The organism is Thermodesulfobacteriota bacterium (genome assembly GCA_040754335.1).
Lineage (GTDB): Bacteria > Desulfobacterota_D > UBA1144 > Nemesobacterales > UBA2774 > 2-12-FULL-53-21.
This window is the reverse complement of sequence record JBFMCV010000003.1, coordinates 462,897-488,014: the sequence shown is the minus strand read 5'-3', so window position 1 is coordinate 488,014 and position 25,118 is coordinate 462,897. Positions and strand designations below refer to the sequence as shown.

General features: G+C 53.1%; 27 protein-coding genes and 1 tRNA gene. 18 read left to right on the top strand and 10 right to left on the bottom strand.

Translation table 11 applies throughout. The annotated features are described in order from the left end of the window. Positions 1 to 32 precede the first annotated feature (32 nt). From AB1598_08600 to msrB, 4 genes are all read left to right on the top strand, one after another. Complete coding sequence (locus AB1598_08600) at positions 33 to 1,388, top strand: 4Fe-4S binding protein (GenBank protein ID MEW6145059.1); 1,356 nt, start codon at positions 33 to 35, stop codon at positions 1,386 to 1,388. A gap of 167 nt (positions 1,389 to 1,555) precedes the next feature. Next, positions 1,556 to 2,050, top strand: coding sequence for a MarR family winged helix-turn-helix transcriptional regulator (locus tag AB1598_08595; protein ID MEW6145058.1), 495 nt, complete (start codon positions 1,556 to 1,558; stop codon positions 2,048 to 2,050). Between the two features lie 342 nt (positions 2,051 to 2,392). Then, complete coding sequence (locus AB1598_08590; GenBank protein ID MEW6145057.1) at positions 2,393 to 4,003, top strand: MFS transporter; 1,611 nt, start codon at positions 2,393 to 2,395, stop codon at positions 4,001 to 4,003. A 174-nt stretch (positions 4,004 to 4,177) separates the two neighbouring features. Then, positions 4,178 to 4,588, top strand: a complete 411-nt coding sequence (gene msrB / locus AB1598_08585) for a peptide-methionine (R)-S-oxide reductase MsrB (protein ID MEW6145056.1) — start codon at positions 4,178 to 4,180, stop codon at positions 4,586 to 4,588. Between the two features lie 25 nt (positions 4,589 to 4,613). On the opposite strand, the gene AB1598_08580 is transcribed toward msrB, so the two are convergent. The 4 genes from AB1598_08580 to AB1598_08565 form a co-directional block, all read right to left on the bottom strand. Beyond that, the gene (locus tag AB1598_08580) at positions 4,614 to 5,492 is read right to left on the bottom strand and encodes a hypothetical protein (GenBank protein ID MEW6145055.1); all 879 of its coding nucleotides are present in this window, start codon (positions 5,490 to 5,492) and stop codon (positions 4,614 to 4,616) included. Between the two features lie 167 nt (positions 5,493 to 5,659). Continuing rightward, a complete protein-coding gene (locus tag AB1598_08575) occupies positions 5,660 to 7,582 on the bottom strand; it encodes a pyruvate kinase (GenBank protein MEW6145054.1) in 1,923 nt (640 codons plus the stop codon). A 172-nt stretch (positions 7,583 to 7,754) separates the two neighbouring features. Continuing rightward, positions 7,755 to 8,756 carry an adenosine deaminase gene (locus AB1598_08570; GenBank protein MEW6145053.1) on the bottom strand — a complete coding sequence of 334 codons (1,002 nt, stop codon included), beginning with the start codon at positions 8,754 to 8,756 and terminating at the stop codon, positions 7,755 to 7,757. Positions 8,757 to 8,882: 126 nt separating this feature from the next. Continuing rightward, positions 8,883 to 8,957, bottom strand: a tRNA-Met gene (locus AB1598_08565). A gap of 568 nt (positions 8,958 to 9,525) precedes the next feature. On the opposite strand from AB1598_08565, the gene AB1598_08560 reads away from it, so the two are divergent. Continuing rightward, positions 9,526 to 10,134 carry an SCO family protein gene (locus tag AB1598_08560; protein ID MEW6145052.1) on the top strand — a complete coding sequence of 203 codons (609 nt, stop codon included), beginning with the start codon at positions 9,526 to 9,528 and terminating at the stop codon, positions 10,132 to 10,134. A 42-nt stretch (positions 10,135 to 10,176) separates the two neighbouring features. Here the strand turns inward: AB1598_08560 and AB1598_08555 are convergent, their stop codons facing one another. Both AB1598_08555 and AB1598_08550 read right to left on the bottom strand, forming a co-directional pair. Beyond that, positions 10,177 to 10,644, bottom strand: coding sequence for a polymer-forming cytoskeletal protein (locus AB1598_08555; GenBank protein MEW6145051.1), 468 nt, complete (start codon positions 10,642 to 10,644; stop codon positions 10,177 to 10,179). Positions 10,645 to 10,646: 2 nt separating this feature from the next. Further along, entirely contained in the window at positions 10,647 to 11,477 is an 831-nt protein-coding gene (locus AB1598_08550) for a peptidoglycan DD-metalloendopeptidase family protein (GenBank protein MEW6145050.1), read from the bottom strand. A 379-nt stretch (positions 11,478 to 11,856) separates the two neighbouring features. On the opposite strand from AB1598_08550, the gene AB1598_08545 reads away from it, so the two are divergent. The 13 genes from AB1598_08545 (at position 11,857) to AB1598_08485 (ending at position 22,315) form a co-directional block, all read left to right on the top strand. Beyond that, a complete protein-coding gene (locus tag AB1598_08545; GenBank protein MEW6145049.1) occupies positions 11,857 to 12,663 on the top strand; it encodes an AAA family ATPase in 807 nt (268 codons plus the stop codon). Further along, positions 12,641 to 13,480, top strand: coding sequence for a ParB/RepB/Spo0J family partition protein (locus AB1598_08540; protein ID MEW6145048.1), 840 nt, complete (start codon positions 12,641 to 12,643; stop codon positions 13,478 to 13,480). The genes AB1598_08545 and AB1598_08540 overlap by 23 nt, the downstream gene beginning before the upstream one ends. Before the next feature lie 25 nt (positions 13,481 to 13,505). Next, on the top strand, positions 13,506 to 13,766 hold the full coding sequence (gene purS / locus AB1598_08535; GenBank protein ID MEW6145047.1) for a phosphoribosylformylglycinamidine synthase subunit PurS: 261 nt from the start codon (positions 13,506 to 13,508) through the stop codon (positions 13,764 to 13,766). Beyond that, positions 13,759 to 14,478, top strand: coding sequence for a phosphoribosylformylglycinamidine synthase I (purQ, locus tag AB1598_08530; protein MEW6145046.1), 720 nt, complete (start codon positions 13,759 to 13,761; stop codon positions 14,476 to 14,478). Before purS ends, purQ begins: the two co-directional genes overlap by 8 nt. 19 nt (positions 14,479 to 14,497) lie before the next feature. Continuing rightward, positions 14,498 to 14,644: a hypothetical protein gene (locus AB1598_08525; GenBank protein MEW6145045.1), complete on the top strand. Its 147-nt coding sequence runs from the start codon at positions 14,498 to 14,500 to the stop codon at positions 14,642 to 14,644. A 171-nt stretch (positions 14,645 to 14,815) separates the two neighbouring features. Continuing rightward, positions 14,816 to 15,052 carry a sulfurtransferase TusA family protein gene (locus AB1598_08520; protein ID MEW6145044.1) on the top strand — a complete coding sequence of 79 codons (237 nt, stop codon included), beginning with the start codon at positions 14,816 to 14,818 and terminating at the stop codon, positions 15,050 to 15,052. Next, entirely contained in the window at positions 15,052 to 15,999 is a 948-nt protein-coding gene (locus AB1598_08515) for a cysteine synthase family protein (GenBank protein ID MEW6145043.1), read from the top strand. Before AB1598_08520 ends, AB1598_08515 begins: the two co-directional genes overlap by 1 nt. Beyond that, entirely contained in the window at positions 15,993 to 16,406 is a 414-nt protein-coding gene (locus AB1598_08510) for a M67 family metallopeptidase (GenBank protein ID MEW6145042.1), read from the top strand. Before AB1598_08515 ends, AB1598_08510 begins: the two co-directional genes overlap by 7 nt. A 9-nt stretch (positions 16,407 to 16,415) precedes the next feature. Next, positions 16,416 to 17,237: a molybdopterin-synthase adenylyltransferase MoeB gene (moeB, locus tag AB1598_08505; protein ID MEW6145041.1), complete on the top strand. Its 822-nt coding sequence runs from the start codon at positions 16,416 to 16,418 to the stop codon at positions 17,235 to 17,237. Between the two features lie 98 nt (positions 17,238 to 17,335). Continuing rightward, entirely contained in the window at positions 17,336 to 18,799 is a 1,464-nt protein-coding gene (locus tag AB1598_08500) for an NADH-quinone oxidoreductase subunit N (GenBank protein MEW6145040.1), read from the top strand. 181 nt (positions 18,800 to 18,980) lie between these two features. Next, the gene (locus AB1598_08495) at positions 18,981 to 21,284 is read left to right on the top strand and encodes a DNA translocase FtsK 4TM domain-containing protein (GenBank protein MEW6145039.1); all 2,304 of its coding nucleotides are present in this window, start codon (positions 18,981 to 18,983) and stop codon (positions 21,282 to 21,284) included. Beyond that, positions 21,281 to 21,958 carry an outer membrane lipoprotein chaperone LolA gene (lolA, locus tag AB1598_08490; protein ID MEW6145038.1) on the top strand — a complete coding sequence of 226 codons (678 nt, stop codon included), beginning with the start codon at positions 21,281 to 21,283 and terminating at the stop codon, positions 21,956 to 21,958. Before AB1598_08495 ends, lolA begins: the two co-directional genes overlap by 4 nt. A gap of 66 nt (positions 21,959 to 22,024) precedes the next feature. Then, positions 22,025 to 22,315, top strand: a complete 291-nt coding sequence (locus AB1598_08485) for a hypothetical protein (GenBank protein MEW6145037.1) — start codon at positions 22,025 to 22,027, stop codon at positions 22,313 to 22,315. Between the two features lie 122 nt (positions 22,316 to 22,437). Here the strand turns inward: AB1598_08485 and nuoD are convergent, their stop codons facing one another. Genes nuoD through AB1598_08465 form a run of 4 tightly spaced genes read right to left on the bottom strand, consistent with a single transcriptional unit; the run spans position 22,438 to position 24,984 of the window. Then, a complete protein-coding gene (gene nuoD, locus AB1598_08480; protein MEW6145036.1) occupies positions 22,438 to 23,667 on the bottom strand; it encodes an NADH dehydrogenase (quinone) subunit D in 1,230 nt (409 codons plus the stop codon). After that, positions 23,667 to 24,188: an NADH-quinone oxidoreductase subunit C gene (locus tag AB1598_08475; GenBank protein MEW6145035.1), complete on the bottom strand. Its 522-nt coding sequence runs from the start codon at positions 24,186 to 24,188 to the stop codon at positions 23,667 to 23,669. Before AB1598_08475 ends, nuoD begins: the two co-directional genes overlap by 1 nt. Beyond that, a complete protein-coding gene (locus AB1598_08470; GenBank protein MEW6145034.1) occupies positions 24,185 to 24,670 on the bottom strand; it encodes an NADH-quinone oxidoreductase subunit B family protein in 486 nt (161 codons plus the stop codon). Before AB1598_08470 ends, AB1598_08475 begins: the two co-directional genes overlap by 4 nt. Further along, entirely contained in the window at positions 24,661 to 24,984 is a 324-nt protein-coding gene (locus AB1598_08465; protein ID MEW6145033.1) for an NADH-quinone oxidoreductase subunit A, read from the bottom strand. The genes AB1598_08470 and AB1598_08465 overlap by 10 nt, the downstream gene beginning before the upstream one ends. Positions 24,985 to 25,118 lie beyond the last annotated feature (134 nt).

Here is a 25,118-nt window from a genome sequence, read left to right as displayed (position 1 = left end):
GGAGCAACTGTTCGGAGAAGAGGTAATTGATAATGTCGAGAATGGAAGAGCACCCGACCGTGATAAATTATTACATGAGCCGAGGCGGTAATTATCGGGCCGAGAACGTTTTAAGCCCATCGGGCAAGCTGGATACAACGTGGCTGCGTGACGTTTGCATTGAAGCGGGCGCCGACGACGCAGGGTTCGTTGCCATCGACCGCCCTTCACTTTCTGGAGATAAAGACGACATACTCGGTTATTTCCCGCGGACAAAATCCCTCGTAAGCTTCGTCTGCAGGATGAACCGCGAGCCCATCCGCAGTCCTGCGCGCTCGGTATCGAACCTGGAATTCCATCATATAGGCGACAAAGTAAACGAGGTGGCACGCAGGATAGTTTCTGCGCTGGAAGAAAGGGGCATACGGGCCGTGAACCCGTCTATGGGTTTCCCGATGGAGATGGGCAACTTCCCGGAAAAGATATGGGTCGTATCTCATAAGACCGTGGCTGTCGCAGCGGGGCTCGGGCATATGGGCATACACCGGAACGTTATACACCCGAAATTCGGGAACTTCATACTCCTCGGGACAGTGCTCGTTGACGCCGAGCTAGAATCTTATGACAACCCGATCGATTACAACCCCTGCCTCGAGTGCAAGCTCTGTGTCGCGGCCTGTCCCGTGGGAGCGATCGCACCCGACGGGTACTTTAACTTTTCGGCTTGCTATACTCATAACTACCGCGAATTCATGAGCGGGTTCACGAGCTGGGTCGAAGGAATAGCAGACAGCAGGGACGCGAGAGATTATCTCCGTAAATTCAGCGACTCCGAGTCGGCTTCGATGTGGCAGAGCCTTTCCTACGGGGCGAATTATAAGGCCGCTTACTGCATGGCTGTCTGCCCCGCGGGAGAAGACGTAATCGGGCCCTTCCTCGAGAACCGGAGGGAGTACCTCGATGATGTCGTTAAGCCTTTACAGAAGAAGGAGGAGACGGTTTACGTCGTTCCGAATTCCGATGCTGAAGCGCATGCGGCAAAAAGGTTTCCGCACAAAACCGTAAAGGCCGTATCGAACGGATTGAGGCCGAAATCGATATCCGGGTTCCTCGACGGGCTTAAACTGACATTTCAAAGAGATAAATCGGAGGGTATGGACGCCACATATCATTTTACGTTCACCGGCAAGGAGAGCGTCCAGGCGACTGTCGTAATAAGGAATGGAACGATCGAGATCCGCAAGGAGCTGACGGGTGTTCCGAATCTGCATATAACCGCCGAGAGCAGCGCATGGCTCGGATTCATAAGGAAGGAGCACGGGATCATCATGCCGCTTCTTCTTAAGAAAATCCGGCTCAAGGGGTCTATTGCATTATTGAAAGCGTTCGGGAGATGTTTTCCGTCCTGAGTATTCGCATGACACTTTGACGATTGACATACTTTCTTCTATTTGGAGTATATTATTACATTGGGACTCCGGGAACATACGGTCGGCGATATATAACGGGGGTTCTTTGTGAATGATAAACGATCAAACCGTCATTTATTATTAATTTGAACCGTCGCGGAGGGATTATGGACAATATGTACAGGGATAAGGTTCAAGATGGGAATAATCCGGACCTCGCTTCTATAATGGAATGCAGGGAATGCACCTGCTTCAACCTGAGAAAGGCGGCGAGGGTGGTGACACAGATATTCGACAATTCCATGAGAGCGATCAATCTGCGGGCGACTCAATTCACATTGCTTGCTCTTGCTTTCGCCCACGGGCCGATCACGGTTACGAGGCTCTCTGACGAGATGGTGGCTGACCGTACGACCCTGTCGAGGAATCTCAATCCCATGGAAAAGAGCGGATTGATAAGAATCGAGCCCGGCGATGACAGGAGGACACGTATCGTGGTCATAACCGAATCCGGGAAGAGGAAGCTCGAAGAAGCATACCCGTTATGGAAAAAAGCCCAGCAGGAAATAAAGGAAGCAATGGGGAGCGATAAGTGGGGTTCTTTGATATCGAACGCCTCGGAATTGGTAAGCCTCGCCCGTATCGACCGTACGGCCGCCTGACGAATATCAATTTACTTCGAATGCCCGGGAATAAGGCGCGGAAACCCGTGCCGGCTGGAATCACTCGTGGGCGTACGATTAGTTTTATTCTTTCGATTTCAGCAAATTAACCTGGGAATAATCAAAAGCGGAGACTCATGATGTAATTCCTGTTTCAGCAGGTAGAATTAAGTCGGCTAGGGATTTTTTTTCGGATAAGCAAATATTAATTGATCTCACTTAGTTCACATCTGATCGAATCACGGAGCAAAAATTTGATTCCGGGATTATTTTATTCCGCCGTATCCGAGAATACTGTTCCTGAAAGCATAAACTCAATAACAAGTCCACTCGTGTCATTTCATGATGAGAGAATCCGCTAGAGGGACGCTGGAAGGCGGCTCTATAAAGAGTGTTTCGAATAGCCTCGCCGCAGGTAAAACCGCCGGAAGATGGGTTTTACTGGTAACGATACTCGGCTCGGGCATGGCTTTTATAGACAGCACCGCCATGAATGTCGTGCTTCCGGTGCTACAGATGGAGCTCGACGCCACGATACCCCAGATGCAGTGGATAATCGAGGCATACGCCCTGTTTATGTCCTCGCTCATGCTGTTCGGCGGAGCGCTCGGGGATAAGTACGGAAGGAAGCGCATATTCGCGCTTGGCGTGGTTTTGTTCACCGGTGCCTCTGTGTGGTGCGGTCTTTCCGCGAACACTCCGCAGCTCATTGTAGCGAGGGCTTTCCAGGGGGTAGGGGGGGCCCTTCTCGTTCCCGGGAGTCTCGCAATCATCAATATCTCGTTCACCGAGGCCGAGCGCGGCCGAGCAATCGGCACGTGGTCCGCGTTCACCGCGATAACGACTGCCCTCGGTCCTATTCTGGGGGGATGGCTCGCTGAGAACGTTTCCTGGCGGCTCGTTTTTTTCATCAACCTACCGATAGGCATAGTCGTGCTCACGAGTCTATTCTGGCGGATACCCGAAAGCAGGAAGGACAATGGTGAAGGGAGGCTCGATATAATAGGCTCTTTTCTCGCGATTATGAGCCTCGGGTGCATCGTTTACGCTTTGATCGAGTCGGGCAACTCGGGGTTCGGACACCCCAAGGTAATCGTGCCATTCGTAGCCGGGGGCCTTGCCCTCATCGCGTTTCTTGCGTATGAGTCATACACTCCGTCGCCTATGATGCCCCTCGGACTCTTCAAATCCAAAACCTTCAGCGGGGCGAATTTTATCTCGATACTGTTCTGGGCGGCCTGGGTGGGCGGGGTGTTCTTCATACCGTTTAATCTCATCCAGCTCCAGGGGTATTCCGCCGCAGGCGTAGGTATTGCGTTCCTGCCTCTCGTGCTGGCGCTGTTCCTCTTCTCCAGATGGGCTGGCGGGCTCGTGATCAATTACGGTGCAAAGCCTCCGCTCATAATCGGGACGCTCCTTGCCGGTGCGGGATTCCTTCTATTCACTCTTCCCGGCATCGGGGGGAGCTACTGGACTACGTTTTTCCCCGCAATCGCTGTCCTCGGCCTCGGGATGGCGATAACCATATCGCCTCTCACTACGGCCGTGATGAGCTCGATCGACCTCGAGCACTCGGGCGTCGCCTCGGGGATAAATAATACGGTCGGAAGGATCGCGGGCCTGCTCTCGGTCGCCATACTGGGCGTGTTCGCCCTATCCGGGTTTAACAAAAACCTCGACAAGGAATTGAGGGCCCTCAATCTGAACGAGGACACGATCGAGATCATAGACTCCCAGCGCATAAAGCTGGCCGCTATAGACATACCGGAGTCGCTTCCGGATGCGACCAAAAAAGAGATACGCACCGCGATAACGGACTCGTTTCTCGGCTCTTTCAGGCTCATGATGAAGATCGCGGCCGGGCTCGTCTTCCTGGGCGCTCTGACCGCCTGGCTTACTATTGAGAAGCTGAGGCTGGGCGGAGAGCCGCAGTTTCCAGTCGGAGAAATGTAGTAATCGTCCCTCCCCGAAAAATCCTTTTTCCCGTTTATACCGTATAACAGTCTGTTCAATTCAGGAGCCGCCGTTGGCGGTGGGCAAGTTTTGCGTATTGATTAGGTTTTGCCCGGTCTGTATCCTATAGTTATTGCCGGGCGCTGTTATAAGGCGATGCACGAGGAGGCGTATATGACCGAGAAAATGAAGAAAACGGACGAGGAATGGAAGAAAGAGCTCACGGACGAGCAGTATTACGTAACCAGGCAGAAGGGGACTGAGAGGCCTTTTACAGGGAAGTACTATGAGAACAAGGAAAAAGGCATGTACAAGTGCGTCTGCTGCGGGGAAGAACTTTTCAGTTCCGATACGAAATACGAGTCCGGCACCGGATGGCCGAGCTTCTATAAGCCCGCCGAGGAAGGGAAGATAAAAGAAGAGGACGACAGGAGCTACGGCATGGCGAGGACGGAGGTCGTCTGCAGCAACTGCGGCGCGCACCTGGGCCACGTCTTCCCCGACGGTCCCAGGCCTACCGGGCTCCGTTACTGCATAAACTCATGCGCGCTTGACTTCGAAAAGGACGAGGGAAAGAAGAAATAGCTTTTTTCTTCAGCGCTGTTTGGTCTCATAATCCCAGCCTGTCCACGAAATTGCATTCGCCGAAGCCGCCCTGTTTCATAATAAAATCCATGTCGAGAGGGTCTTCCTCCCTTCCTTCGTAGGGAGGGACACGAATGCAGAAGCACCCTGCCTCCCCGAGAGTCGCGTTCTTCATCAGATATTCGGGGACGACCGACCTCGCTAGAGCTTCCTCGGCCGTAAGGGCGCTTCCGCTCCCGGCGTTCACGGAGAGGCCGAGTCCGCTGAATGCGGGTGAAATGCCGTATAAATTCCCGAGGACCCCGGCCAGGTCCGGATCGGTCATTATGAGCGCCCCGAGAACAACCGCATTCGCTATGCTTTTGGTGACGACCTCGCTCGGGGTGTTCGTGAAGTCCTCGGCGAGACAAAGGAGCTCGTTCTCAGGCGATGGATCCGCAGACGGACACGTGAACTGCCCTCCCAGGTCATCCACCACTCTTGTAAATACATTCGGCCATGTCGCGAGACTCGGCTCGATCGCGGCGGGGTCGCCGGGTATGCATCTGAAGGCCACGAGGTCGAGGCCGCGTTCGTTTTGCCCGACGGGGATGCCCAAAAACGCCGCGGTCTTTTCGAGAGAGACAGGGGGTTCATAGAATACCGAAGCACCGACGAAGACCCTGAGAGCGCTCGGCCTTCCGAGCTGCGTGGGTACGACGTCCCTCGGCAGGAATACTATTCTTAAGAAATCATTCGTCTCGTTTGTATCCCGCGACTTCTCGACGATAACCGCGACAGCTTCCCGTCCTGGCTCTCGGCCCGAGCCCTCGTCGCAGGAAATACTCAATAAATACAATATGAGAAGCGTTATGCAAAAGGCGCAATAAAGCGGTTTATTTAAAGCGGTATATTTCTCAGGCATGTCATTTCCTCCCTGCAAGCTGGTTATCGGCTATAGTCTGAAAATTATAATCCCGATTGACGAAAACCAGAGATTAATGAATTCCGATGAGCCGGAGCCGGTGTCAGGAATCCGGATTTGCTCTTACGCGAGAGGAGGAGACTTATGTGGCGCAGTTCCGCTATGGTTCATTCGTGCGGGAAATTATATGCGAGCCTGAGCTCGCGGAGCATCGACATCTTTTTAAGCTGATGGGTTTCCATGCGCTTCAGTATGTCGTCGAGCGCTTTTAACGCTTCGAGTATATGAGGGCCCTTGTTGAGCATGACGCATTCGGCTCTGTGCCCCATGGCGGCGTCCGTGATCTCCGCCCTCGTCGGCGAGCCCTGCTTCGCGAGGCTTTCGAGCACCTGCGTCGCCCATATTACCGGTATATGAGCGGCTTCGCAGAGCCATAATATTTCCTCCTGCACTTCGGCCAGGCGCTCGAAACCCATCTCGACCGCAAGGTCTCCTCTCGCTATCATCACGCCGCAGCTCGGGTTTTTCATGGCTTCCAAGAGCATAGCGGGAAGGTTCTCGAAGCCGCGCCGCGTTTCGATCTTGAGCACGATGGAGAGCTTATCTTTGCCAAGGTGTTTCAGGTGAGACAACAAAGTTTTTACATCGTCCGGGGTATTCGCGAACGACAGCGCCGCTATGTCGGCATTCTCCGCTATGAACTCTAGAATCGGTATGTCGTTTGGGGTAAGCGCCGGCAGATCGAGCTTGCTCTCTGGAAAGTTTATGCCTTTATCGGAAGTAAGCTTGCCGGTCGAGGAGCTCGTATGCGTGATGCGGATCAGAATGCCCCCGGAATCTCTTCCTTCCGCTACTCCGCCTATCTTCCCGTCGTCGAACCAGACGTGCTCGCCCGGCTTCACATCTGCCAGCACCTCCGGAATAGTGCAGCCGATAGCCGCGTGCGATAAAAGATTGCCCGCCTCGTCGTATTCCGCTGGACACCCGGGATTGAGGTTCGGCGTGAGAGTTATCATATCCCCCTGCCGGAGGGATATGTGGTTCTCCTGAGGAGTGAAGCTGCATACCCTGACGTCGTGTTTCCGGGACCTGCCGTATTTCCTGCATCGGAGCATTGTGTCCGGTGTTACATAGGCCGTTTTCATGGCCTCGGCTCTTAACCCCTCTCCTGATTTTGCCGTAATCGTCATAGTGCGCCTCGCCCCGCGCCCGTCGACGAATCTTATTTCGTCCCCGATCGACAACCCTGAAAGCCAATCCGCGGGAACGGGCAAAACCGCGCCGTAGGCGTTCGGGAGCGGAGGCTCGGACCCTTCGGCGGCGAGAAGCACGCTCGCGGGTTTCGTTACCTTGCCGTATGCGTCCCTTTGCGGACGGTATTTTATTACCGAGGGGCCGGGGCTGACCGGGCCTGTGCGGAGCTTGGGGCCGGGTATATCCATAATTACCCTGCAGGGTTTCCCCGTTTCTTCCATCGCACGGCCGAGGTTCCCGATCATTAGCGACCATATCTCCGGGTCGTCGTGAGCGCAGTTGATGCGCATACAGTCCATACCGTTCTCAAGTAGTCCGCGGACGAGCCCGTAATCGCGAGCAGCTTCGCTCGGCATCGTCACCATTATATGGACGTTCCTTCCCCCTGGCGCCGGGCCCAGAAGGGTCTTCGTATGCTCCTCCAGCAGTTGCCGCGCGGATTTGAAGTCGAGACCGTCTCCCCCGCTGCCCGGAACCTGAACGGGGAGATCGGCGAGGCGGGATAAGGTGTGGAGCACGGCGTCTATCGTCGCCAGGACGTGCGATTCAGAGCGTCCGAGTGACGAGAGACCGAGCTCGGCCAGTTCCGACTGAAGCGCTCTCAGGTCGTGCCGTCTGAAAGCCAGATAATTGAGCAGGTTTATTGCGCTTTCTTTGTACGCGGGGTCGATTGCGCGCAACGAGCCGCTGAATCTGTCGGCGAAGCGCGTCATCTCGTCGCGTATCTCGCTTAACTGTTTGATCAAACGCAGGAGCTCGTGTTGGGACTTGCCGGGTTTTTTCCCCGCCGAAATATTTATTGCCGGGGCTTCATCGTGCTTGTTCCGGGATTCCATACCATCACCTTGAACACAATAAAGAGTATAAATGATGGTATCGGAGGAATATTAATTTCCGGTGAAGAAAATGGTTAAACTTTAGTGGTAAGTAAGAGATTTATATGAATGGCGGCAAGTGGAATCGAGCCGGTGCGGGGGGTCTTAGTGGAGCCCCGCTTTGCCCATCCCGTTACAATCTCTCGATTTCATCTATGTAGCGCTTTTTCTCAGCATCGCTTAGGAACGATGCGGTGAAGCTGTTCCTGGCGGCCTGAGCGATCTGCTCCCGCGTGAGCCCAAGGGCGTCCTTAACCGCCCGGTAATTCTCTTCGACATAAGCCCCGAAATATGCGGGGTCATCGGAATTGATCGTAACGCATAGACCGCGTTCGAGTAAATACTTAAAATTGTGATCGCTCATCTTGTCGAAGATCCGCAGCTTGACGTTCGATACAGGGCAGACGGTGAGAGGTATCTGGGTCTTAACCAAATACTGCATAAGATTTTCATCCTTCTGACATTTATCGCCGTGATCGATGCGCGACACTTTGAGCACGTCGAGGGCCTCCCGGATATATTCGGGGGGACCCTCTTCTCCGGCGTGCGCGACGGTGAGAAAACCTTCTCTCCTGGCAACATCGAAGACTTCCCTGAACTTTCCGGGCGGATTGCCGAGCTCGGCGGAATCGAGGCCCACGGCTATTATACGGTCCTTATAGGGTAACGCCTGCTCGAGAGTCGCCATCGCTGATTCCGCGCTCAAGTCACGGAGAAAGCAGAGTATGAGCCCCGAGTTTATGCCCGGCTCGCGCCTGCCGTCCTCAAGCGCAGCTGTGATGCCGTCCAGCACCGTTTCAAAAGCGATTCCTCGTCCTGTGTGCGCCTGGGGATCGAAAAAAATCTCCGCGCGGCGGACGTTCTGGGAGAACGCCTTTTTCAGGTAAGCCGTTGTGAGGTCGTAGAAATCCTCCTCACGGAGGAGCACCTTCATGCACTCGTAATATGTATCGAGAAAATCCTCGAGGTCTTCGAAATTATATGCACTGCGCGCGGCTTCGATAGAGGGGTAAGGGAGCTTCACCGAGTTCCTCTCTGCAAGCTCGAAGAGGAGCTCGGGCTCGAGGGTGCCTTCGATATGCAGATGGAGCTCCGCCTTCGGCAGATCGTGTATGTATGTGTTTAGATCGCCCATCGCTCACTCTCCTCTGTGTACTAATGTTGTTAAGTATATATACGGACTTTAATCAACCGCCATTCCTGAGAAACATATGTGAAGACAGGATAGTGGAATTGATAGACTCGGCTCGGTTAAATATTGTGGTGGCGACGGGTGGAATCGAACCACCGACACGGGCCTTATGAGAGCCCTGCTCTGCCCCTGAGCTACGTCGCCTTTCTTTGAGTTAAAATATCGACTTTTGCCGAAATCGGGTGCAGTTTCCGGTGAAATTAGCAGCCCGGCAAGCTCAAACTAAAGTGGAAAAATATATCACGGGCCGGTTAACTTTCAAGATTTACGCTCACTCGCGGCCGTTCTATACGGATCGTATCAGGATTTAAATATCTAAAATAAATGAGAAAATTCACCGGGCCGGCCGCTTTGTCCTCGTTAAATAATCGTATAAATACGGCCGGATACGACGATTTTGAACTGCCGAAAAATATCCCCTTGACATTTTAAGTAGAATACTTTATTTTTATTACTAATCTTAAACGTAAGGCTTAACAAGTCATCCTCCATCCTCCTTTAAAAAGGGAATGCTCGCGACAAGGTCCGGGCATTCCCTTTTGTTTTTATATACATTCCTCGTTATTAATAGATGCCCATTAATAAACCCTTCTTTCTCGCGACTGTGCAGATGACTTCGCACGGCGCTTATTTTTCATGCGCACCGCCGGATTAGCGGGTAATATATTCTACGTTTTTGGAACCTATATCCCGTTTATCAAACCAGACAATCATGAAAAGAAAAAAGATACTGATCGCATCCGTTACCGTGCTGTCCCTGGTGCTCGTCATTTGGGCAGTAATTATTTATCAGATTTTCTCAATCAAGAGCAAGGAGAGCTTTTACGGCAGCTCCTACGACATGAGGGCGCCCGACTTCACGCTCACCGACCAGGACGGGGAGAAGGTATCGCTCGGGCAATTCAAAGGGAAGGCCGTGTTCATGTTCTTCGGTTATACCCACTGCCCGGATATTTGTCCCGTTACGTTATCGACACTGAATAACGTCGTAAACGAGCTCGGGGAGGACGGGGACAAAGTGCAGGTACTGTTCGTGACGGTAGACCCCGAGAGAGATACCCAGGCGGAGATCAAGAAATACGTAACCTTTTTTAACAAGGACTTTATCGGGCTCACCGGCACGCCCGAAGAGATTAAGAATGTATCCGACTCTTATCACGCGTTCTATATGAAAGAGGAAACCGGCTCTGACTCGGGATACCTGATGGGCCACACTTCATCCATATATCTGATCGACCCCGAAGGCCGGATTGTTTTGAGATACCCTCAGAGCAAAATGGATCCCAAGGAAATAGCGAAAGACGTGGAAAGGATATTATGAATTATTATCGCGCGAATCTTGCGCGTGAACGTTGCAGAAGTATTAAAGCTCTTTCGCTCTGATCTGCGGTGGTTCGAGCTCGATTGTCTCTGAGTCGGCTTTCTTAGGTTCGATCGCACCCGGCTCGGATACGTATTGCCCGACGCGCTCGCTCATCCCGCATCTGCCGTTGTAGACGCCGCCTTCCTCGATCACAAGCCTGTCAATGAATATATCGCCCGTTACGATGCCGCTCCCTTTTATTTCGAGCCTCTCCGAATCGATGATACCCTCGATCCTTCCGTAGACTATGACTTCAGAGGCCTTGACCTCTCCCAGGATTACCCCTCGCTCGCCTACTATCAACGTGTTTTCCCCGGATATCTTGCCTATGAGCTTCCCGTCTATCCTTGTCGAGGAGGAGGTGGAGATGTTCCCCTCGAAAACACACTCTTCTCCTATTGATGTGGTGAAATGGCTTGTTTCGGGCTTTACGGCTCTTGCGCCGCGCTTGTTGTCGAACATGCCCATGATTATTTCAGCGACAGGAAATTGGAGGGATTCACCCTCTTGCCGTCTTTTATCACTTCGTAATGGAGGTGCGTACCGGTGGACCTCCCGGTATTTCCGGCCTTTCCTATCACTTCCCCCACTTTCACTTCCTGTCCTTCTTCCACCGAGATTTTCGAGAGGTGTCCGTATATCGTTTCAAACCCGTCCTCGTGCCGGAGCACTATGGTCTTCCCGTAGCTCCCCTGCCATCCGGTCTCTTTTACCGTGCCGTCCGCGGTCGCGACCACCGGGTCTCCGAACTTCGCATCGATGTCTACGCCCGAATGGAATCCGATCCTCGAACGGAACGGGTCCTTCCTGTAGCCGAACCCTGAATTTATCTTTCCTTCGAGCGGTGTTCCGACCGGCAGGTTTTTCATAGTGTTGAACAGCTCGTCGATATCCTTCTGCATGAAATCTACATACGATATGCTCAGCCTGTCAGCTGGGATGAATTCGCCCCCGACGGCCAGGTCTTTCTTGATACCCTTCTTGTCGAGCATTTCCTGCATTTCAAGGAGCTTGTTCTCGATGTCCTTCATTCTCACCCTGAGGCCGGCCTCGCTCGACTTGTTTACTATTAAATCCTGGCTCAGCGTATCGATCGTATTGGCCAGGTGTTTTACTGACCTGGTTTTTGATTCCGATGCCTTGTAGAAGGTGTAAGTGGATACGAACGAAACGAGAGAGACGACAGTAAAAAACACGAAGGTGAAAGATATTATTTTGAGATGTGCAATTTTTAAGTTAAGGGCTTTGGGACCTTTACCGCCCGGAGTAATCAGCATTATAGTAAGGCTATCCTTATCCATATCCCCTCCTTCACAATTGTTAGGCAACCAGACCCCTCGGGTTACCAGGCACGGAAATCGCTGATCAGTTTCCGTTTTCCAGGATTCCAATCATACATATATTCCCCGGCAAATTCAACCCCGTATTTAATTTCTTCCACAACATTCGAAAAACGCTGTCATGATAAAGGATTATGTATGTAATCGATTTTATGGGCGTTGCATGCGGGATTCGGACTATTATAAGGCTCCGGTCTTGCGGCTCAAGATGATAAATGGATAATATGGTACTATCTATCTTGGATTGCGAGTCGCTCGAAACCGTAAAAAGGATTTCATTTATAGAAATATCCAAAAAGATCACACGGGGGAAGTTTTTAAGTAACCGGGGGAGAGGGATATGGGAAAGGTTATATGTGTGGCGAATCAAAAAGGCGGCGTAGGTAAGACTACTACTGTCATTAACCTCGCCGCGTCTCTTGCAGCCGCACAAAAAAAGACCTTATTCATCGATTTCGATCCGCAGGCGAATGCAACGAGCGGGGTCGGGATCAATAAGGACGAAATCAAAAAAACCATCTACGACGCGATCATCGGTGACGTGAGTATCAGGGACATCACGATTGAAATCGAGCCCGAATCTCTCAAAGGTTATTTAACGGTGGTCCCGGCGAGCCCCGATCTCACGGGAGCCGAGGTCGAGCTGATACATCTTGAGAACAGGGAGTGGAAGCTCAAAGAGGCAATAAGCGATATAGCCCGTGAGTATGACTATATTTTTATTGACTGCCCTCCTTCCTTGAGCCTCCTCACGGTGAACGCGCTTACGGCCGCGGATTCAGTCCTCGTCCCGGTACAATGCGAGTACTATGCGCTCGAAGGTCTCGGCCAGCTGAAACGCACTATATCCCTGATACGCCAGAGGATCAATCCCGAGCTCAAGATCGAGGGTTATCTGCTCACCATGTTCGATTCGCGGAACAAGATCTGTCACGTCGTCGCCAACGAGCTCAAGACCTATTTCAGTGAAGAGGTGTTCGAAACGATCATCTACAGGAACGTGAGGCTCGCCGAATCCCCGAGTCACGGCAAACCTATTTTGCTCTACGACGTGAAGTCGATCGGAGCGCAGACATATATATCGCTCGCGCAGGAAATAATTGCAAAGAACGGAGGGGAAAGAATTGAAGAAAGCCACGTTGGGTAGAGGACTCGATGCCCTGATACCGAAAGAGAGCAGGGGGGAGGGGACTACGATGGTCAGCATTAATGAGATCAGGCCCAACACGCTTCAGCCGAGGAAGGATTTCGATGACGACACCATTTCCGAGCTGACGGCTTCCATAAAGGAGAAAGGCATCCTTCAGCCCATAGTCGTGCGCCAGGCGGGGAGCGGGTACGAGATAATCGCGGGTGAGAGGAGGTGGAGGGCTGCGCAGAGGGCGGGAATCGTGAGAGTCCCGGTCGTAGTCAAAGACGCTTCCGACAGGGAGGCCCTCGAGCTCGCGCTCATAGAAAATCTCCAAAGGGAGGACCTGAACCCGATCGAAGAGGCATCCGGATACCAGCACCTGATAGAGGTGTACGGACTCACGCATGAAGAGGTGTCCGTACAGATAGGTAAGGACAGGTCGACGATTACGAACCATCTCCGGCTGCTCAGGTTATCTGACGAAGCCAAGCGGGCGCTCATAGAGGGGGAAATAACCGCGGGGCATGCCCGGGCTTTACTCGGCATCGAGTCGCATTCGGAGGCGAATCTCGTTCTACATGCGATAAAGAAGAAAAAGCTCTCCGTGAGAACGACTGAAAGCCTTATCCGGAATATGACCAGGGAAAAACGGGCGGAGGTTAAGCCCGCGAGCACGGACCCTTATCTGGAGAGGCTTACCGACGAGCTTAAGGGGGCGATGAGCACCCAGGTCAGGATTATATATAATAAAGGTAAGGGAAGGATCGAGCTCGATTACTATTCCGACGACGAGCTCGAGAGGCTCGTATCGACGCTATTGGGAAATAAATAGCGGAAACTACATCCTTGGAACGCATATGAAAGAATATAAAGTCAAAGTAGAGGTGAGGCTTAAGCCCGTCGTCCTGGACCCGCAGGGAAAATCGGTGCTCTCGGCGCTTGCGAACCTCGGGTTCGAAGAAGTGCATGACGCCAGGGTGGGGAAGCTGATCGAGCTCAGGATAAAGGACGGGAGCGCGGAGAGCGTAAGGAAGAGGGTCGACGAGATGTGCAGGAAGCTCCTTTCGAATCCCGTGATAGAGGACTTCGTCGTGAATGTAGAGGAGCAGCATGTATAAATTCGGCGTTATCGTGTTCCCGGGGTCCAATTGCGATCACGACAGCTACCACGTAATCAAGCACGTGATGGGGCAGAGCTGCGAGTTCGTGTGGCACGAGGACACGAACCTCGGCAGGTTCGACTGCATCATCATTCCGGGCGGCTTTTCGTACGGCGATTATCTGAGGACGGGCGCCATAGCGAGCCTGTCTCCCATCATGGATTCCGTCGAAAAATTCGCATCGCGAGGCGGGCCCGTGCTCGGGACCTGCAACGGGTTTCAGATACTCGTCGAGGCCGACCTCCTTCCGGGCGTGCTTATCAGGAACTCCTCGCTCCGGTTCGTATGCAAATGGGTTAATATAAGGGTGGAGAACAACAAGACCGCGTTTACGGGGAATCTCAAAGTGGGGGACGTGCTCAGGATACCGGTCGCTCACGGCGAAGGGAGTTATTATTGTACCGGGGACGTGCTGAAGGCGCTCGAGGATAATTCGCAGATCGTGTTCAGGTACTGCGATGGTGAAGGGAACTTGACGGAAGAGTCTAACCCGAACGGCTCTATCGGTAACATCGCGGGTATATGCAACAAGTCGGGAAACGTGATAGGGATGATGCCCCACCCGGAGAGGTGCTCGGAGGGCGTGCTCGGAGGCACAGACGGTAGATTCGTATTCGAATCAGTGATCTCCTGGCTCGGTCTGGGAAAGAAAACGAAAAGCAAGGCTTGAGGGGCGGGACGAAAGAAATATGACCAAGATACTGTTGATAGTGTTGATAATACTGATCGCTTTCTGGCTCGGAAAAATGTCCGCCGAGGGGAGGAGGAAAAACATCGCGAGAAGAAGCTCCGGGCCTGAGAACCCTGTCATCGATATTAAAGCCGAGGACAAATGATCCTGTCAATACGGTGCTTGATACGATAAACCCCGCGTTTAACTCAACCTCGCATTAATCCCGGAAATTCTTGAAAAGGGGGCTGGTTTGTGAAGGTTTTGCCCCTATGGTAATCTTTTCATTGGAATTATTTAAATTTTAGAGGGGGATAGTGGGAGAGGTTTGTAGAAGATGGAGACTCGCAAGGCCGATAATCAGATAGATATTACTAAAGAGATCTGCCCGATGACGTATGTAAAAACCAAGCTCAAGCTTGAGACTATGTCCTCGGGCCAGGTGCTCGAGGTCATACTCAGGGAAGGTGAGCCACTGAACAACGTCCCGAAGAGCATCCAGGCCGAAGGGCACAAGATTCTCGACGTCAGACAAGATGGCGAGTTCTACAAACTCCTTATTGAGCGCCGTTGATGGATTATTCCCTGGCAAGAAAAAAATCACTCGAAACGAGACTTAAGAAAGCAGATTCCGTAATCGATCTGGTGGGGGATACCCCGCTTATCAAACTCACGCACATAACGGAAGGCCTCTCTCCGGGCGTCGAGGTATATGCCAAGGCGGAGTGGTTTAATCCCGGGGGATCCGTAAAGGACAGGCCCGCCCTCTGGATGATACTCGACGGTATTCGCACGGGGAAGCTTACGCCGGATAAGATCCTGATGGACTCTTCCTCGGGCAATACGGCTATCGCATATGCCATGATAGGGGCCGCGCTCGGCTATAAAGTGGAGCTCGTAATACCTGAGAATATCAATATCGAAAGAAAAAAGACCCTCCAGGCTTTCGGCTCGAAGATAATATACTCGGACCCTCTCGAGGGATCGGACGGGGCGATAAGGCTCGCGAGGAAGCTGAAGGCCGAAAACCCGGATAAATACTTCATGCCCGATCAGTACAACAACCCCGAGAACCCGAAATCACATTACGACTCTACGGCGGTTGAGATATGGGAGCAGACGGAGGGGAGGGTGACCCACTTCGTGGCGGGCCTCGGCACGAGCGGCACTTTCATGGGCACGTCGAAGAGACTTAAGGAATTCAACACGGAAATAGTTGCCATAGCGGTCGAGCCCGCGGAGGCTCTGCACGGGCTTGAAGGCATGAAGCACATGCCTACCTCTATAGTCCCCGGCATTTACGATGCCACTTACCCCGATGAACTGGTAAGAGTCACGACGGAAGACGCCTATGACTTCATGAAGGAGCTTCTCAAGAAGGAGGGTATCTTCGTGGGTCATTCGGGCGGAGCCGTCGCTTACGCAACCCTCGAGTACGCTAAGAGGCTTAAAGAGGGCGTGCTCGTCACCATTTTCCCCGACGGCGGGTACCGGTATCTGAGCGGGGGTATCTGGTGGTAAGGATACTGAAGTCGGTTTACGGCGGAATAATAAAACACGCCGAGGCGGGTTTCCCTCACGAGGTCTGCGGCGTGCTCATAGGTAAAGACGGCAAGATCATGCACTTCAGGGAATGCAGGAACCTGAACACCGAAAGGGCCCACGACAGGTATGACCTCGACCCCGTATCGTTCAAGGAAGCCGACGAATGGGCGCGTGCGAACGGCCTAGAGATAGTGGGCATATACCATTCGCACCCCGACCATCCGTCGATCGCGTCCGAAACGGACAGGCAGAGGGCGTGGCCCGAATGGGTGTACATGATATTCTCAATAAACAGCGGAAAGTATAACGACGCGAGGGCGTGGGTGCTCGAGGACTTCGATTCCAGGTTTATAGAAGATGCGGTAGAATTAGTCGAGGATTGAGAGGGAAAAATGCGGTTGACAGAAGAGCAGATATACAGGTACAGCAGGCACATCCTCCTCCCTGAAGTAGGCGGCGCGGGGCAGGAGAAGCTCCTTAAAGCGAGGGTCTTTTGCCTGGGCATGGGAGGGCTCGGCTCGCCTATTGCCCTCTACCTAGCCGCGGCCGGTGTGGGAACCATAGGCATAGCCGACTCCGACAGCGTGGATATATCGAACCTCCACAGACAGGTGCTTCATTACACGGAAGACATAGGAAAGCCCAAGACGGAATCTGCAGGGGAAAAGCTCGAAAGGCTTAACCCGGACGTGGACATCGTGCTTCACGACGGGCATGTGACCAAGGACAACATACGCGACATGATAAGGGACTACGAGATAGTCGTCGACGGGTCTGACAATTTCCCGACGAGATACCTCGCGAACGACGCGTGTTATTTCGAGAAGAAGACGCTCGTTTCGGGCGCTATTTTCCAGTTCGAAGGACAGGTGGCGGTATTCAAGCCCCATGCGGGAGGGGCCTGTTACAGGTGCCTCTATCCCGATCTCCCGCCCAAGGGGCTCGTACCGACCTGCCAGGAAGTCGGTATTCTCGGCGCCGCTGCGGGCACGATTGGGACGATGCAGGCTTTGGAGACGCTGAAACAGATTCTCGAGATAGGCGAGCCGCTCACGGACAGGCTCCTCGTATTCAACGCGCTCAATATGTCGTTCAACACAGTCGCCATAAAGAAAGACCCTCGCTGCCCTCTCTGCGGCGAGAACCCTTCCATACACAGTATCGAAGAGGTCTCTCAGCCTGATTGCGACGTCGAAGGCTCCCCCGTTTCCTGACTGATTTTTAAACTTGACAACCCCCTGTAGCTCCCACATACTAAACTCCCGAAAATCCACCTCGCGTTTTTCAAGCACTTGAGCCGGAGAATTCCTTAATGGATTTGAGCGAAGCGGTCAGCAGCACCCTACTTTTAGGCCCCGAAATATCTCTAATCGCTACCGGCATTGTATTGATGATACTCGACCCTGTAAGCAAGGGAGAGGTGAAAAAGAACCTCTTCTGGGTCGCGCTCGCCGGTCTCGCCCTCGCTTTTATTCTCAATCTAAAGAGGTTCAGCGGCGATATGTCCGCTTTCTCGGGCGCGCTGTCGCTCGACCAGTTTGCAGCGTATTTCAACCTCATTTTCCTGCTCGGCGCGGCGGTCGCAGTCGCTTTCTCAAAGGACTATTTGACAGGCGTCATACATTACACGAGCGAATTCTATGCGCTCATTCTTTTTTCCACTTCGGGGATGATGATACTGGCCTCGGCCACGGAATTCATGTCCCTTTTCCTGGGCTTCGAGATAATGTCCATTTCCGTTTACGTGATGTCGGCTTTTAACAGGAAGTCCGCGCGCTCTACCGAGGCGGGCATAAAGTATCTCGTTCTCGGCGGGTTCTCCTCGGCGATACTCCTTTACGGGATTGCCCTTCTTTACGGGGCCTCGGGCTCTATATACCTGAGTGAAATATTCAAGAACTTCGACATGGCGAATCCCCTCTTCGTAGCCGGGAGCGCGCTCGTGCTCGCGGGGTTCATATTCAAGATAGGCGCATTCCCCCTCCACCAGTGGGTGCCCGACGTCTATGAAGGGGCACCTATGACGGCTACCGCCTTTATGTCGGTGGGCGTGAAGGCCGCCGCCTTCGCTATCCTGCTGAGGGTGATCTTCGAGGGTATCTACGAGCTCCAGGTGAGCATAATGCCCGTCCTCTGGATAGTCGCGATATTCACGATGATAGTCGGCAACATCGCCGCCATTACGCAGAAGAACATAAAGCGGATGCTCGCGTACTCGAGCATCGCGCACGCGGGGTACGCCCTCGTGGGCGTGGTAGCTGCCTACGGCGGGAAAGAGCTCGGCGTCGGCAGCGTTATCTACTACCTCTTCGCCTATACGTTCATGAACCTTGGGGCGTTCGGCGTACTTGCGTATCTCTCACGTGAGGGGCATGAGTGCGAGACGTTCGAGGACATTGCGGGGCTCTGGGGGAGGAGGCCTTTCCTCGCGCTTGCGCTGGGGGTGTTCATGTTCTCGCTTGCAGGCATACCTCCTACGATCGGCTTCTTCGCCAAGTACAGGGTGTTTTTGTCCGCGGTACAGGCGGGGTTCTACTGGCTTGCGGTGATAGGCATACTTAGCAGCGTGGTGTCGGCGTACTATTATCTGAAGGTTCTAGTCTTCGCTTACATGAAGGAAGAGACGGCCGCATTCCCTTCGTTCAAGATCGCATCCTCGGTCGCGCTAATCGTACTTTCCGTGGGGACACTCGTCCTCGGCGTGTTTCCGCTCGACTCGTGGGACCTGGCGATAAAGGCTGCAAGCTCGGTCCTTATGGCGTTTAACGGCGGCTGATGATTCTTAACATCCTGCCTATATTAGATAATTAGTCACCGTCATCGATGGTTCCCTCCGCTTCGCATTATTCCACCCTGACGGTCTGTTATGTTTATTCCGCATCAATAGAAGCATTTATTTGAAAATCAACAATTTTGCATACTTATCCCGACTATTGTATAATTAGCTTTAAGAAAAGATGGCTAAAAGAAAAGTTAGCGCCAGACAGGAGTCCCCTGACTACATAGTCCGGGAGATAATAGCCGCCTTTTTATTCACGGCAGGGCTTTTCTCGGCCCTGAGCCTCATATTCTACAGCGGAAAGACAGGCGTCGATGTCAAAGGCGCCATGGGATCGATCGGCGTTTACATATCGGGCATTCTCGGTATGGCCTTCGGGGTATGCGCCTTCGTCGTTCCGCTGGTTCTTTTTTACACCTCTGTCGTCGTTTTCATAAACAAGGCCGGGGGCAGCCTCTACAGAAAAACAGCTTCCGCATTCCTTCTGCTCATATCGGTGATGGTTTTCCTCGGGCTCCTCTACCCTGATACAGAACTCCTCGGATTCACGCCCGGCGGGGGGTGGGTGGGAGACACGGCTGCTTCCATTATGAGGGACAGCATAGCCGGCACTATCGGCTCCTATCTCATTGTAACCATAGTCCTTCTCGTCAGTTTAATAATAATATCGGGAATTACACTTTCGGACTTGCTGGGAGCGCTCGGGAGCGTTTCAATGTGGGTGGCCGAGAAATCGTACGCGGTATCGAAGTATGTCGTGATGACGGGCGGGGAATTTTTAGTATATATGACAAGATTGCTGACCAAACCTAAGGTGCGCGCAGACGCCAGGCCCGCGAGACAAAAAGGAAACGGTATTATCAAGCTCAACGGCAGGAAAAAGGCAGAAGAAGACATAGCGCTTTTCGAGGACGATCTCCCCGAAGAAGAGGAAGAGGAATACGATGAACCTGACGAGGACGACAAGCCCGAGATAGTCGTCGAGCAGCCGAAGTTGAAGGGGCTCGAGGACTTCTTCCCCAAGAAAGAGGTAATTCATAAGGACTATAAGATACCGCCGCTCGACCTGCTCGACCCGAAGATGGAATCCGGAGTGGAGATAGACAGGGACGCCGTTTACGAGAAGGCGAGGCTCATCGAGGAAAAGTTGCGAGACTTCGGGGTTTCGGGGAAGGTTACTGAAATCAGGCCCGGCCCCGTGATTACGATGTTTGAATACAAGCCAGCCCCCGGCATAAAGATCAACAGGATCGCCTCCCTCGAAAGCGACCTGGCAATGGGCCTGAGCGCGCTAAGCATAAGGATAATAGCCCCTATTCCGGGGAAAGACGTTATCGGGATAGAGGTTCCGAATGCAAAGAGGGAGACCGTAGTGCTGAGGGAGCTCCTCGAGGACGTGGAATTTTCGAAGAGGAAGTCGATGCTGACGCTCGCCCTCGGAAAGGACATATCGGGACTGCCGTTTTACATGGACTTGAGGAAGGCACCCCACCTGATGATAGCGGGCACGACAGGCTCGGGCAAGAGCGTGCTCCTTAACGCCGTCATTACAAGCATGCTGTATAAGGCGAGCCCCTACGAGCTTAAATTTATAATGATCGACCCAAAGATGCTCGAGCTCTCGGTCTATGAAGACATCCCGCACCTGCTCCACCCTGTGGTCACGGAGCCGAAAAAGGCCGCAGCCGCGCTCAGGTGGGCGGTGGAGGAGATGGAGAAGAGGTACAGGATCCTGTCCGAGGAGGGCGTAAGGGATATAGAGACGCACAACAGGAACGTCGAAAGGCTCAAGTCCGAAGACAAGTGGGACAGGCTCCTCCCCTACATAGTCATAGTGCTCGATGAGCTTGCGGACTTGATGATGATCGCGCCGAGCGAAATAAAAGAATCGATCACGAGGCTCTCTCAGAAGGCGCGCGCTGCGGGTATCCACCTGATCGTCGCGACGCAGCGCCCGTCAGCCGATATAGTAGCGGGTCTGATCAAGGCGAATTTCCCGGCCAGGATATCGTTCCTCGTATCGTCAAAGATAGACTCCCGCATAATCCTCGACACGGGCGGGGCTGAGAGGCTCCTCGGGAAAGGGGACATGCTCTTCCTCGAGCCCGGGACGTCGAAGCTGCTCAGGGTGCAGGGGGCGCTAATCTCGGATGAGGAAAGAGAGGGGATCACGGAGTATGTAAAATCCCAGGGATCGCCTGTTTATAACGAGCAGATTACGTATATAGAGGAATCCGAGGGAGGCGAAGACCTCGAGGGCGAAAAGGACGAGCTATACTATGAAGCGCTCAGGACGATAGCCGAGACCCGTCAGGCCTCAATATCCATGCTCCAGAGGAAGCTCAAAATAGGTTATAATAGAGCTGCCAGGATTGTGGAAATAATGGAGAAAGAGGGCGTTGTAGGACCACAGGAAGTAGCGGGGAAGCCCAGGGAAGTATATATTGATTTAAGTCAGATAAGCGAGAGGCATACGAGTTGAAAAAGATCATTTTAGTCATTTTGGGGTTATTATTTACGTCGAGCGCCGGGTATTCCGGTCAGACGGAAAGTATCGATGTCGTGGTCGACAGGATACAGAAGAAGTACGAGGAGATAGAGGATTTTCATGCGGATTTCACTCAGGAGGCAACGGTGAAGGCACTCAACACCGTGCAGAAATCGGACGGCGAAGTCTGGTTCAAGAAGCCGGGCAAGATGAGGTGGAATTACTATGAGCCTTACAAGGACCAGATAGTGTCCGACGGGCGTACTCTCTGGTTCTATAACGAAGAGGAAAAGCAGGTGATAGAATCCCCGTTAACTCAGGTCTCGGAAACAGAAACCACCTCGACCCTCCTTTCAGGGCTCGGGAAAATAAAGGAGCTCTACAGAACAAGCTTCTCCGAATCGGGTGAATTCGAGTCGGACGGGAGCTACCTTATAGACCTCAGGCCGAAGGAGGAAGGGGAAGATTACAACAAGGTAACCCTGGCCATAAATAAGAGCACCATGATGGTGAATACGCTCTATCTCTACGATCCTTTCGGGAATCTGACCAAGGTTTTATTGAAGAATATTGAGATCGATAAAGGGGTTTCGGATTCCTTGTTCAATTTCACGGCGCCGAGCGGCGTCGAGGTAATAAAACCTCCGACGTCAACCGCCGGCCAGTAAGAGACCTGGGTGGAGGGTTTGGCAATGAGGAGGATGCTTCTTAATTTAACTTTGGCCGCGGCATTAATGCTTTCGGTAACTATGCCCGCATATTCCCAGGACCAGGGGTTCAGCCCTACCATGGCGCAGCAGAATTTCGCCCAGGAAGTGAAGTCGCTCCCCGACGTCATACAGGCTTCATGGCAGTCGCAGCTCGATCTGTGGGTATATGCCGACGGAGTGAGCAAGGAAAACGCCCAGTCGGTTGCGGAGAAGGTGATACTCCTCGCGCAGACCGACCTGGGACAGAGCCTATGCGTCCACGTGCATAACGGCGACTTCAATCCCCTAGCAACCAAATGCTGGTCGTCTCTCTGATACTGCACTCCTAAAATTCCAGGAAGCTGCACACAAACCCGTGAGACAATGTCATGGGGCGTTTTATTTCGTTATTAATTTCCGGTGAAATCGGGGAAAGATTTGGATCGAGGTGATAAGGCCTACCGGTCTATCTCTCCGAGCACTATATCGAGGCTTCCGATGGCGGCGATGACGTCCGCGAGAAGTCTCCCCTGGACCATTTGCGGAAGCGCCTGCATGTTTACGAAAGAAGGCCCTCTCACGCGCATCCTGTAGGGCTTCCCCGTTCCGTCGCTCACGAGGTAATAAGAGAGCTCGCCCTTCGGGTTTTCCACAGCATGCTGGACCTCTCCCACGGGGGGCTTGAAGCCCTCATAGACCAGAACGAAGTGCCTTATGAGGGATTCCATTCTCGTGTACGTGAGCTGCTTTTCGGGCAACACTACGTCTGGCAGGTCAGCCGCGTAAGGGCCGTCCGGCAGGTTGTTTATGCCCTGCTCGATTATCCTCAGGCTCTGGCGCATCTCCTCCATCCTGCAGAGAAACCTCGAATACGCGTCCCCTTCGTTCGCTACGGGTATCTCGAAATCGTAGTTCTCGTAACCGAGATAAGGCATGGCCTTTCTCACGTCATAGGGAACCCCGCTTCCCCGGAGGGCAGGGCCCGTGAGACCCAGATCTATCGCGTCCCCGGCGCTTATCGTGGCGACACCTTTCGTCCTCTCGATCCATATGCGGTTCCTTGTGAGGAGCTTGTCCACTTCATCGAGCGTGCCCGGAAAGACCTTCAAAAAGTTCCTGACCTTTTCCTCGAAATCCTCCGGGAGGTCGAGCGGGAGCCCGCCTACTCTGGGATACGACGTAGTGAGCCTCGCGCCGCATACGGTCTCCAGTATGTCGTATATCCTTTCCCTCTCCTTGAAGCAGTAAAGAAATGCGCTCATCGCCCCCAGGTCGAGCGCGTTCGTACCTATTCCGACCAGGTGCGACTCGATCCTGCCGAGCTCGAAGAGTATTACTTCCGCCGTCTTAGCTCTCTCCGGGATCGCGTCCTGGATCCCGAGCAATTTTTCGACCGCGAGTATAAAGCCTATGTTGTTGCAGATGGAGGCGAGGTAATCCATCCTGTCCGTGTACGGCAGGCATTGCTGATAAGTAATGTGCTCGCAGAGCTTCTCGATGCCCCTGTGCAGATAGCCGATGTACGGGACCGCCTTCACCACCGTCTCGCCGTCGAGGTAAAGCACCACGCGCAGCACCCCATGTGTTGACGGGTGCTGGGGCCCCATATTGAGCATCATGGTTTCGGTCCTGATGCCGGTGTCGGGGTTATAGTCGGTATCGGTACTGATGAATTCCACTCTTTCCATTACTCGGTCCCTTCCCTGAGCGCCCGTTCGAACGAGCGCCTGGAAGCCTCGCGGTCCCTCACGTCGAAGTCCTTCCTCAGCGGGTAGGGCTCGTAGTCCTCAGGCATGAGGATCCGTCTCAAATCGGGGTGGCCCGTGAATACAATGCCGAACATGTCGTAGACCTCCCTTTCGAGCCAGTCGGCCCCGCTCCATATATCGGTTACGGAATCTATTTTGGGATCGTCTCCGTCGAGCTCGGCCTTGAGCCTAATTCTTATATTCTCATCGATTTCCGGGCCGAACCTGTGGACATGATAGACGACCTCGTATCGGGGCGACTTGACTTCTAAATAATCGACGGCCGTGAGGTCCGCCAAGAATGTAAATCCGAATAATTCCTTAAGCCGCCTGCAAACGTCGGAAATCCTGTCTTTGTCTATGACGAGGGTCGTTTCCCCCCGGAAGGTGATCCTTTCTTTGACGGGCGCCGGGTTTTCATTGTTTAAAGCTTCTATAAGGGATTCGATATCGAGGCTCATAGTATCGGAGCACCTTCGAGGTCTATCTTTTTCTGTATCTTCATGACTGCGTCTATAACGGCCTCGGGCCTCGGCGGGCATCCCCCTATGTACACATCCACCGGGAGGAACTCGTCTATTCCCTGGACTACGGCGTAGCTGTCGAAGGGGCCGCCCCCGCAGGTGCATGAGCCCATAGCGATCACCCATTTAGGCTCGGGCATCTGGTCGTATATCCTCCTGCAGACGGAGGCCATTTTGTAGGTGATGGTGCCCGATACGATCATGAGATCCGCCTGTCTCGGCGAGAAGCGCGCTACCTCGGCGCCGAACCTCGAAAGGTCGAACCTCGAAGCGAATACGCCCATCATCTCGATAGCGCAGCACGCCGTTCCGAAAGGCATCGGCCAGAGGCTGTTTTTTCTCCCCCAGTTGGCGAACGCCTCGATCGTCGTCGTGATGAAGCCGTCGCCGCCCAGAAGGGAATTCGAATTTACTCCCATTCGAGCGCTCCTTTCTTCACTATATAAAAATAACCGCCCAGGATGATTATCAGAAACACTATGATTTCTATGAACGCCAGTAAGCCGAGCTCTTTAAAGACCACGGCCCAGGCAAACAGGAAAACCGCTTCCACGTCGAAGAGTATGAACAGCGCGCCTACGAGATAGTACTTTATGGAAAACTTGCCCCGTGTGTCTCCCGTAGGGGGTATGCCGGATTCGTAGGGGGACAGTTTCCTTTTGGATTCCCGCCTGGGTCCGAGCACGGCCGACAGCCCCAGCATCGCCGCCGCGAGCGCGATAGCGAGGATCATTATTATCAGTATGGGGACATAACCGCTGAGCACTGAATTAGATTAAGATGTGATGGGGAATTGTCAAGAATTTGAAGGGTATCTGCCGCTAAATACCGGACCCCGATCGGAAGATGAATGTCGGGTCTTATATG

Excerpts from the sequence above, each read along its gene's own strand:
- AB1598_08525 (MEW6145045.1), top strand. The coding sequence starts at position 14,498 with ATGACCAAGATACTGTTGATAGTGTTGATAATACTGATCGCTTTCTGG.
- AB1598_08580 (MEW6145055.1), bottom strand. The coding sequence starts at position 5,492 with ATGCCTGAGAAATATACCGCTTTAAATAAACCGCTTTATTGCGCCTTT.
- purS (MEW6145047.1), top strand. The coding sequence starts at position 13,506 with ATGAAAGAATATAAAGTCAAAGTAGAGGTGAGGCTTAAGCCCGTCGTC.
- AB1598_08500 (MEW6145040.1), top strand. The coding sequence starts at position 17,336 with ATGGATTTGAGCGAAGCGGTCAGCAGCACCCTACTTTTAGGCCCCGAA.
- AB1598_08550 (MEW6145050.1), bottom strand. The coding sequence starts at position 11,477 with ATGGATAAGGATAGCCTTACTATAATGCTGATTACTCCGGGCGGTAAA.
- msrB (MEW6145056.1), top strand. The coding sequence starts at position 4,178 with ATGACCGAGAAAATGAAGAAAACGGACGAGGAATGGAAGAAAGAGCTC.
- AB1598_08545 (MEW6145049.1), top strand. The coding sequence starts at position 11,857 with ATGGGAAAGGTTATATGTGTGGCGAATCAAAAAGGCGGCGTAGGTAAG.
- AB1598_08555 (MEW6145051.1), bottom strand. The coding sequence starts at position 10,644 with ATGGGCATGTTCGACAACAAGCGCGGCGCAAGAGCCGTAAAGCCCGAA.
- AB1598_08570 (MEW6145053.1), bottom strand. The coding sequence starts at position 8,756 with ATGGGCGATCTAAACACATACATACACGATCTGCCGAAGGCGGAGCTC.
- AB1598_08485 (MEW6145037.1), top strand. The coding sequence starts at position 22,025 with ATGCTTTCGGTAACTATGCCCGCATATTCCCAGGACCAGGGGTTCAGC.
- AB1598_08515 (MEW6145043.1), top strand. The coding sequence starts at position 15,052 with ATGGATTATTCCCTGGCAAGAAAAAAATCACTCGAAACGAGACTTAAG.
- AB1598_08465 (MEW6145033.1), bottom strand. The coding sequence starts at position 24,984 with ATGATCCTCGCTATCGCGCTCGCGGCGGCGATGCTGGGGCTGTCGGCC.
- AB1598_08590 (MEW6145057.1), top strand. The coding sequence starts at position 2,393 with ATGATGAGAGAATCCGCTAGAGGGACGCTGGAAGGCGGCTCTATAAAG.
- AB1598_08520 (MEW6145044.1), top strand. The coding sequence starts at position 14,816 with ATGGAGACTCGCAAGGCCGATAATCAGATAGATATTACTAAAGAGATC.
- AB1598_08560 (MEW6145052.1), top strand. The coding sequence starts at position 9,526 with ATGAAAAGAAAAAAGATACTGATCGCATCCGTTACCGTGCTGTCCCTG.
- moeB (MEW6145041.1), top strand. The coding sequence starts at position 16,416 with ATGCGGTTGACAGAAGAGCAGATATACAGGTACAGCAGGCACATCCTC.
- purQ (MEW6145046.1), top strand. The coding sequence starts at position 13,759 with ATGTATAAATTCGGCGTTATCGTGTTCCCGGGGTCCAATTGCGATCAC.
- AB1598_08470 (MEW6145034.1), bottom strand. The coding sequence starts at position 24,670 with ATGGGAGTAAATTCGAATTCCCTTCTGGGCGGCGACGGCTTCATCACG.
- AB1598_08595 (MEW6145058.1), top strand. The coding sequence starts at position 1,556 with ATGGACAATATGTACAGGGATAAGGTTCAAGATGGGAATAATCCGGAC.
- nuoD (MEW6145036.1), bottom strand. The coding sequence starts at position 23,667 with ATGGAAAGAGTGGAATTCATCAGTACCGATACCGACTATAACCCCGAC.
- AB1598_08600 (MEW6145059.1), top strand. The coding sequence starts at position 33 with ATGTCGAGAATGGAAGAGCACCCGACCGTGATAAATTATTACATGAGC.
- AB1598_08475 (MEW6145035.1), bottom strand. The coding sequence starts at position 24,188 with ATGAGCCTCGATATCGAATCCCTTATAGAAGCTTTAAACAATGAAAAC.
- AB1598_08495 (MEW6145039.1), top strand. The coding sequence starts at position 18,981 with ATGGCTAAAAGAAAAGTTAGCGCCAGACAGGAGTCCCCTGACTACATA.
- AB1598_08575 (MEW6145054.1), bottom strand. The coding sequence starts at position 7,582 with ATGGAATCCCGGAACAAGCACGATGAAGCCCCGGCAATAAATATTTCG.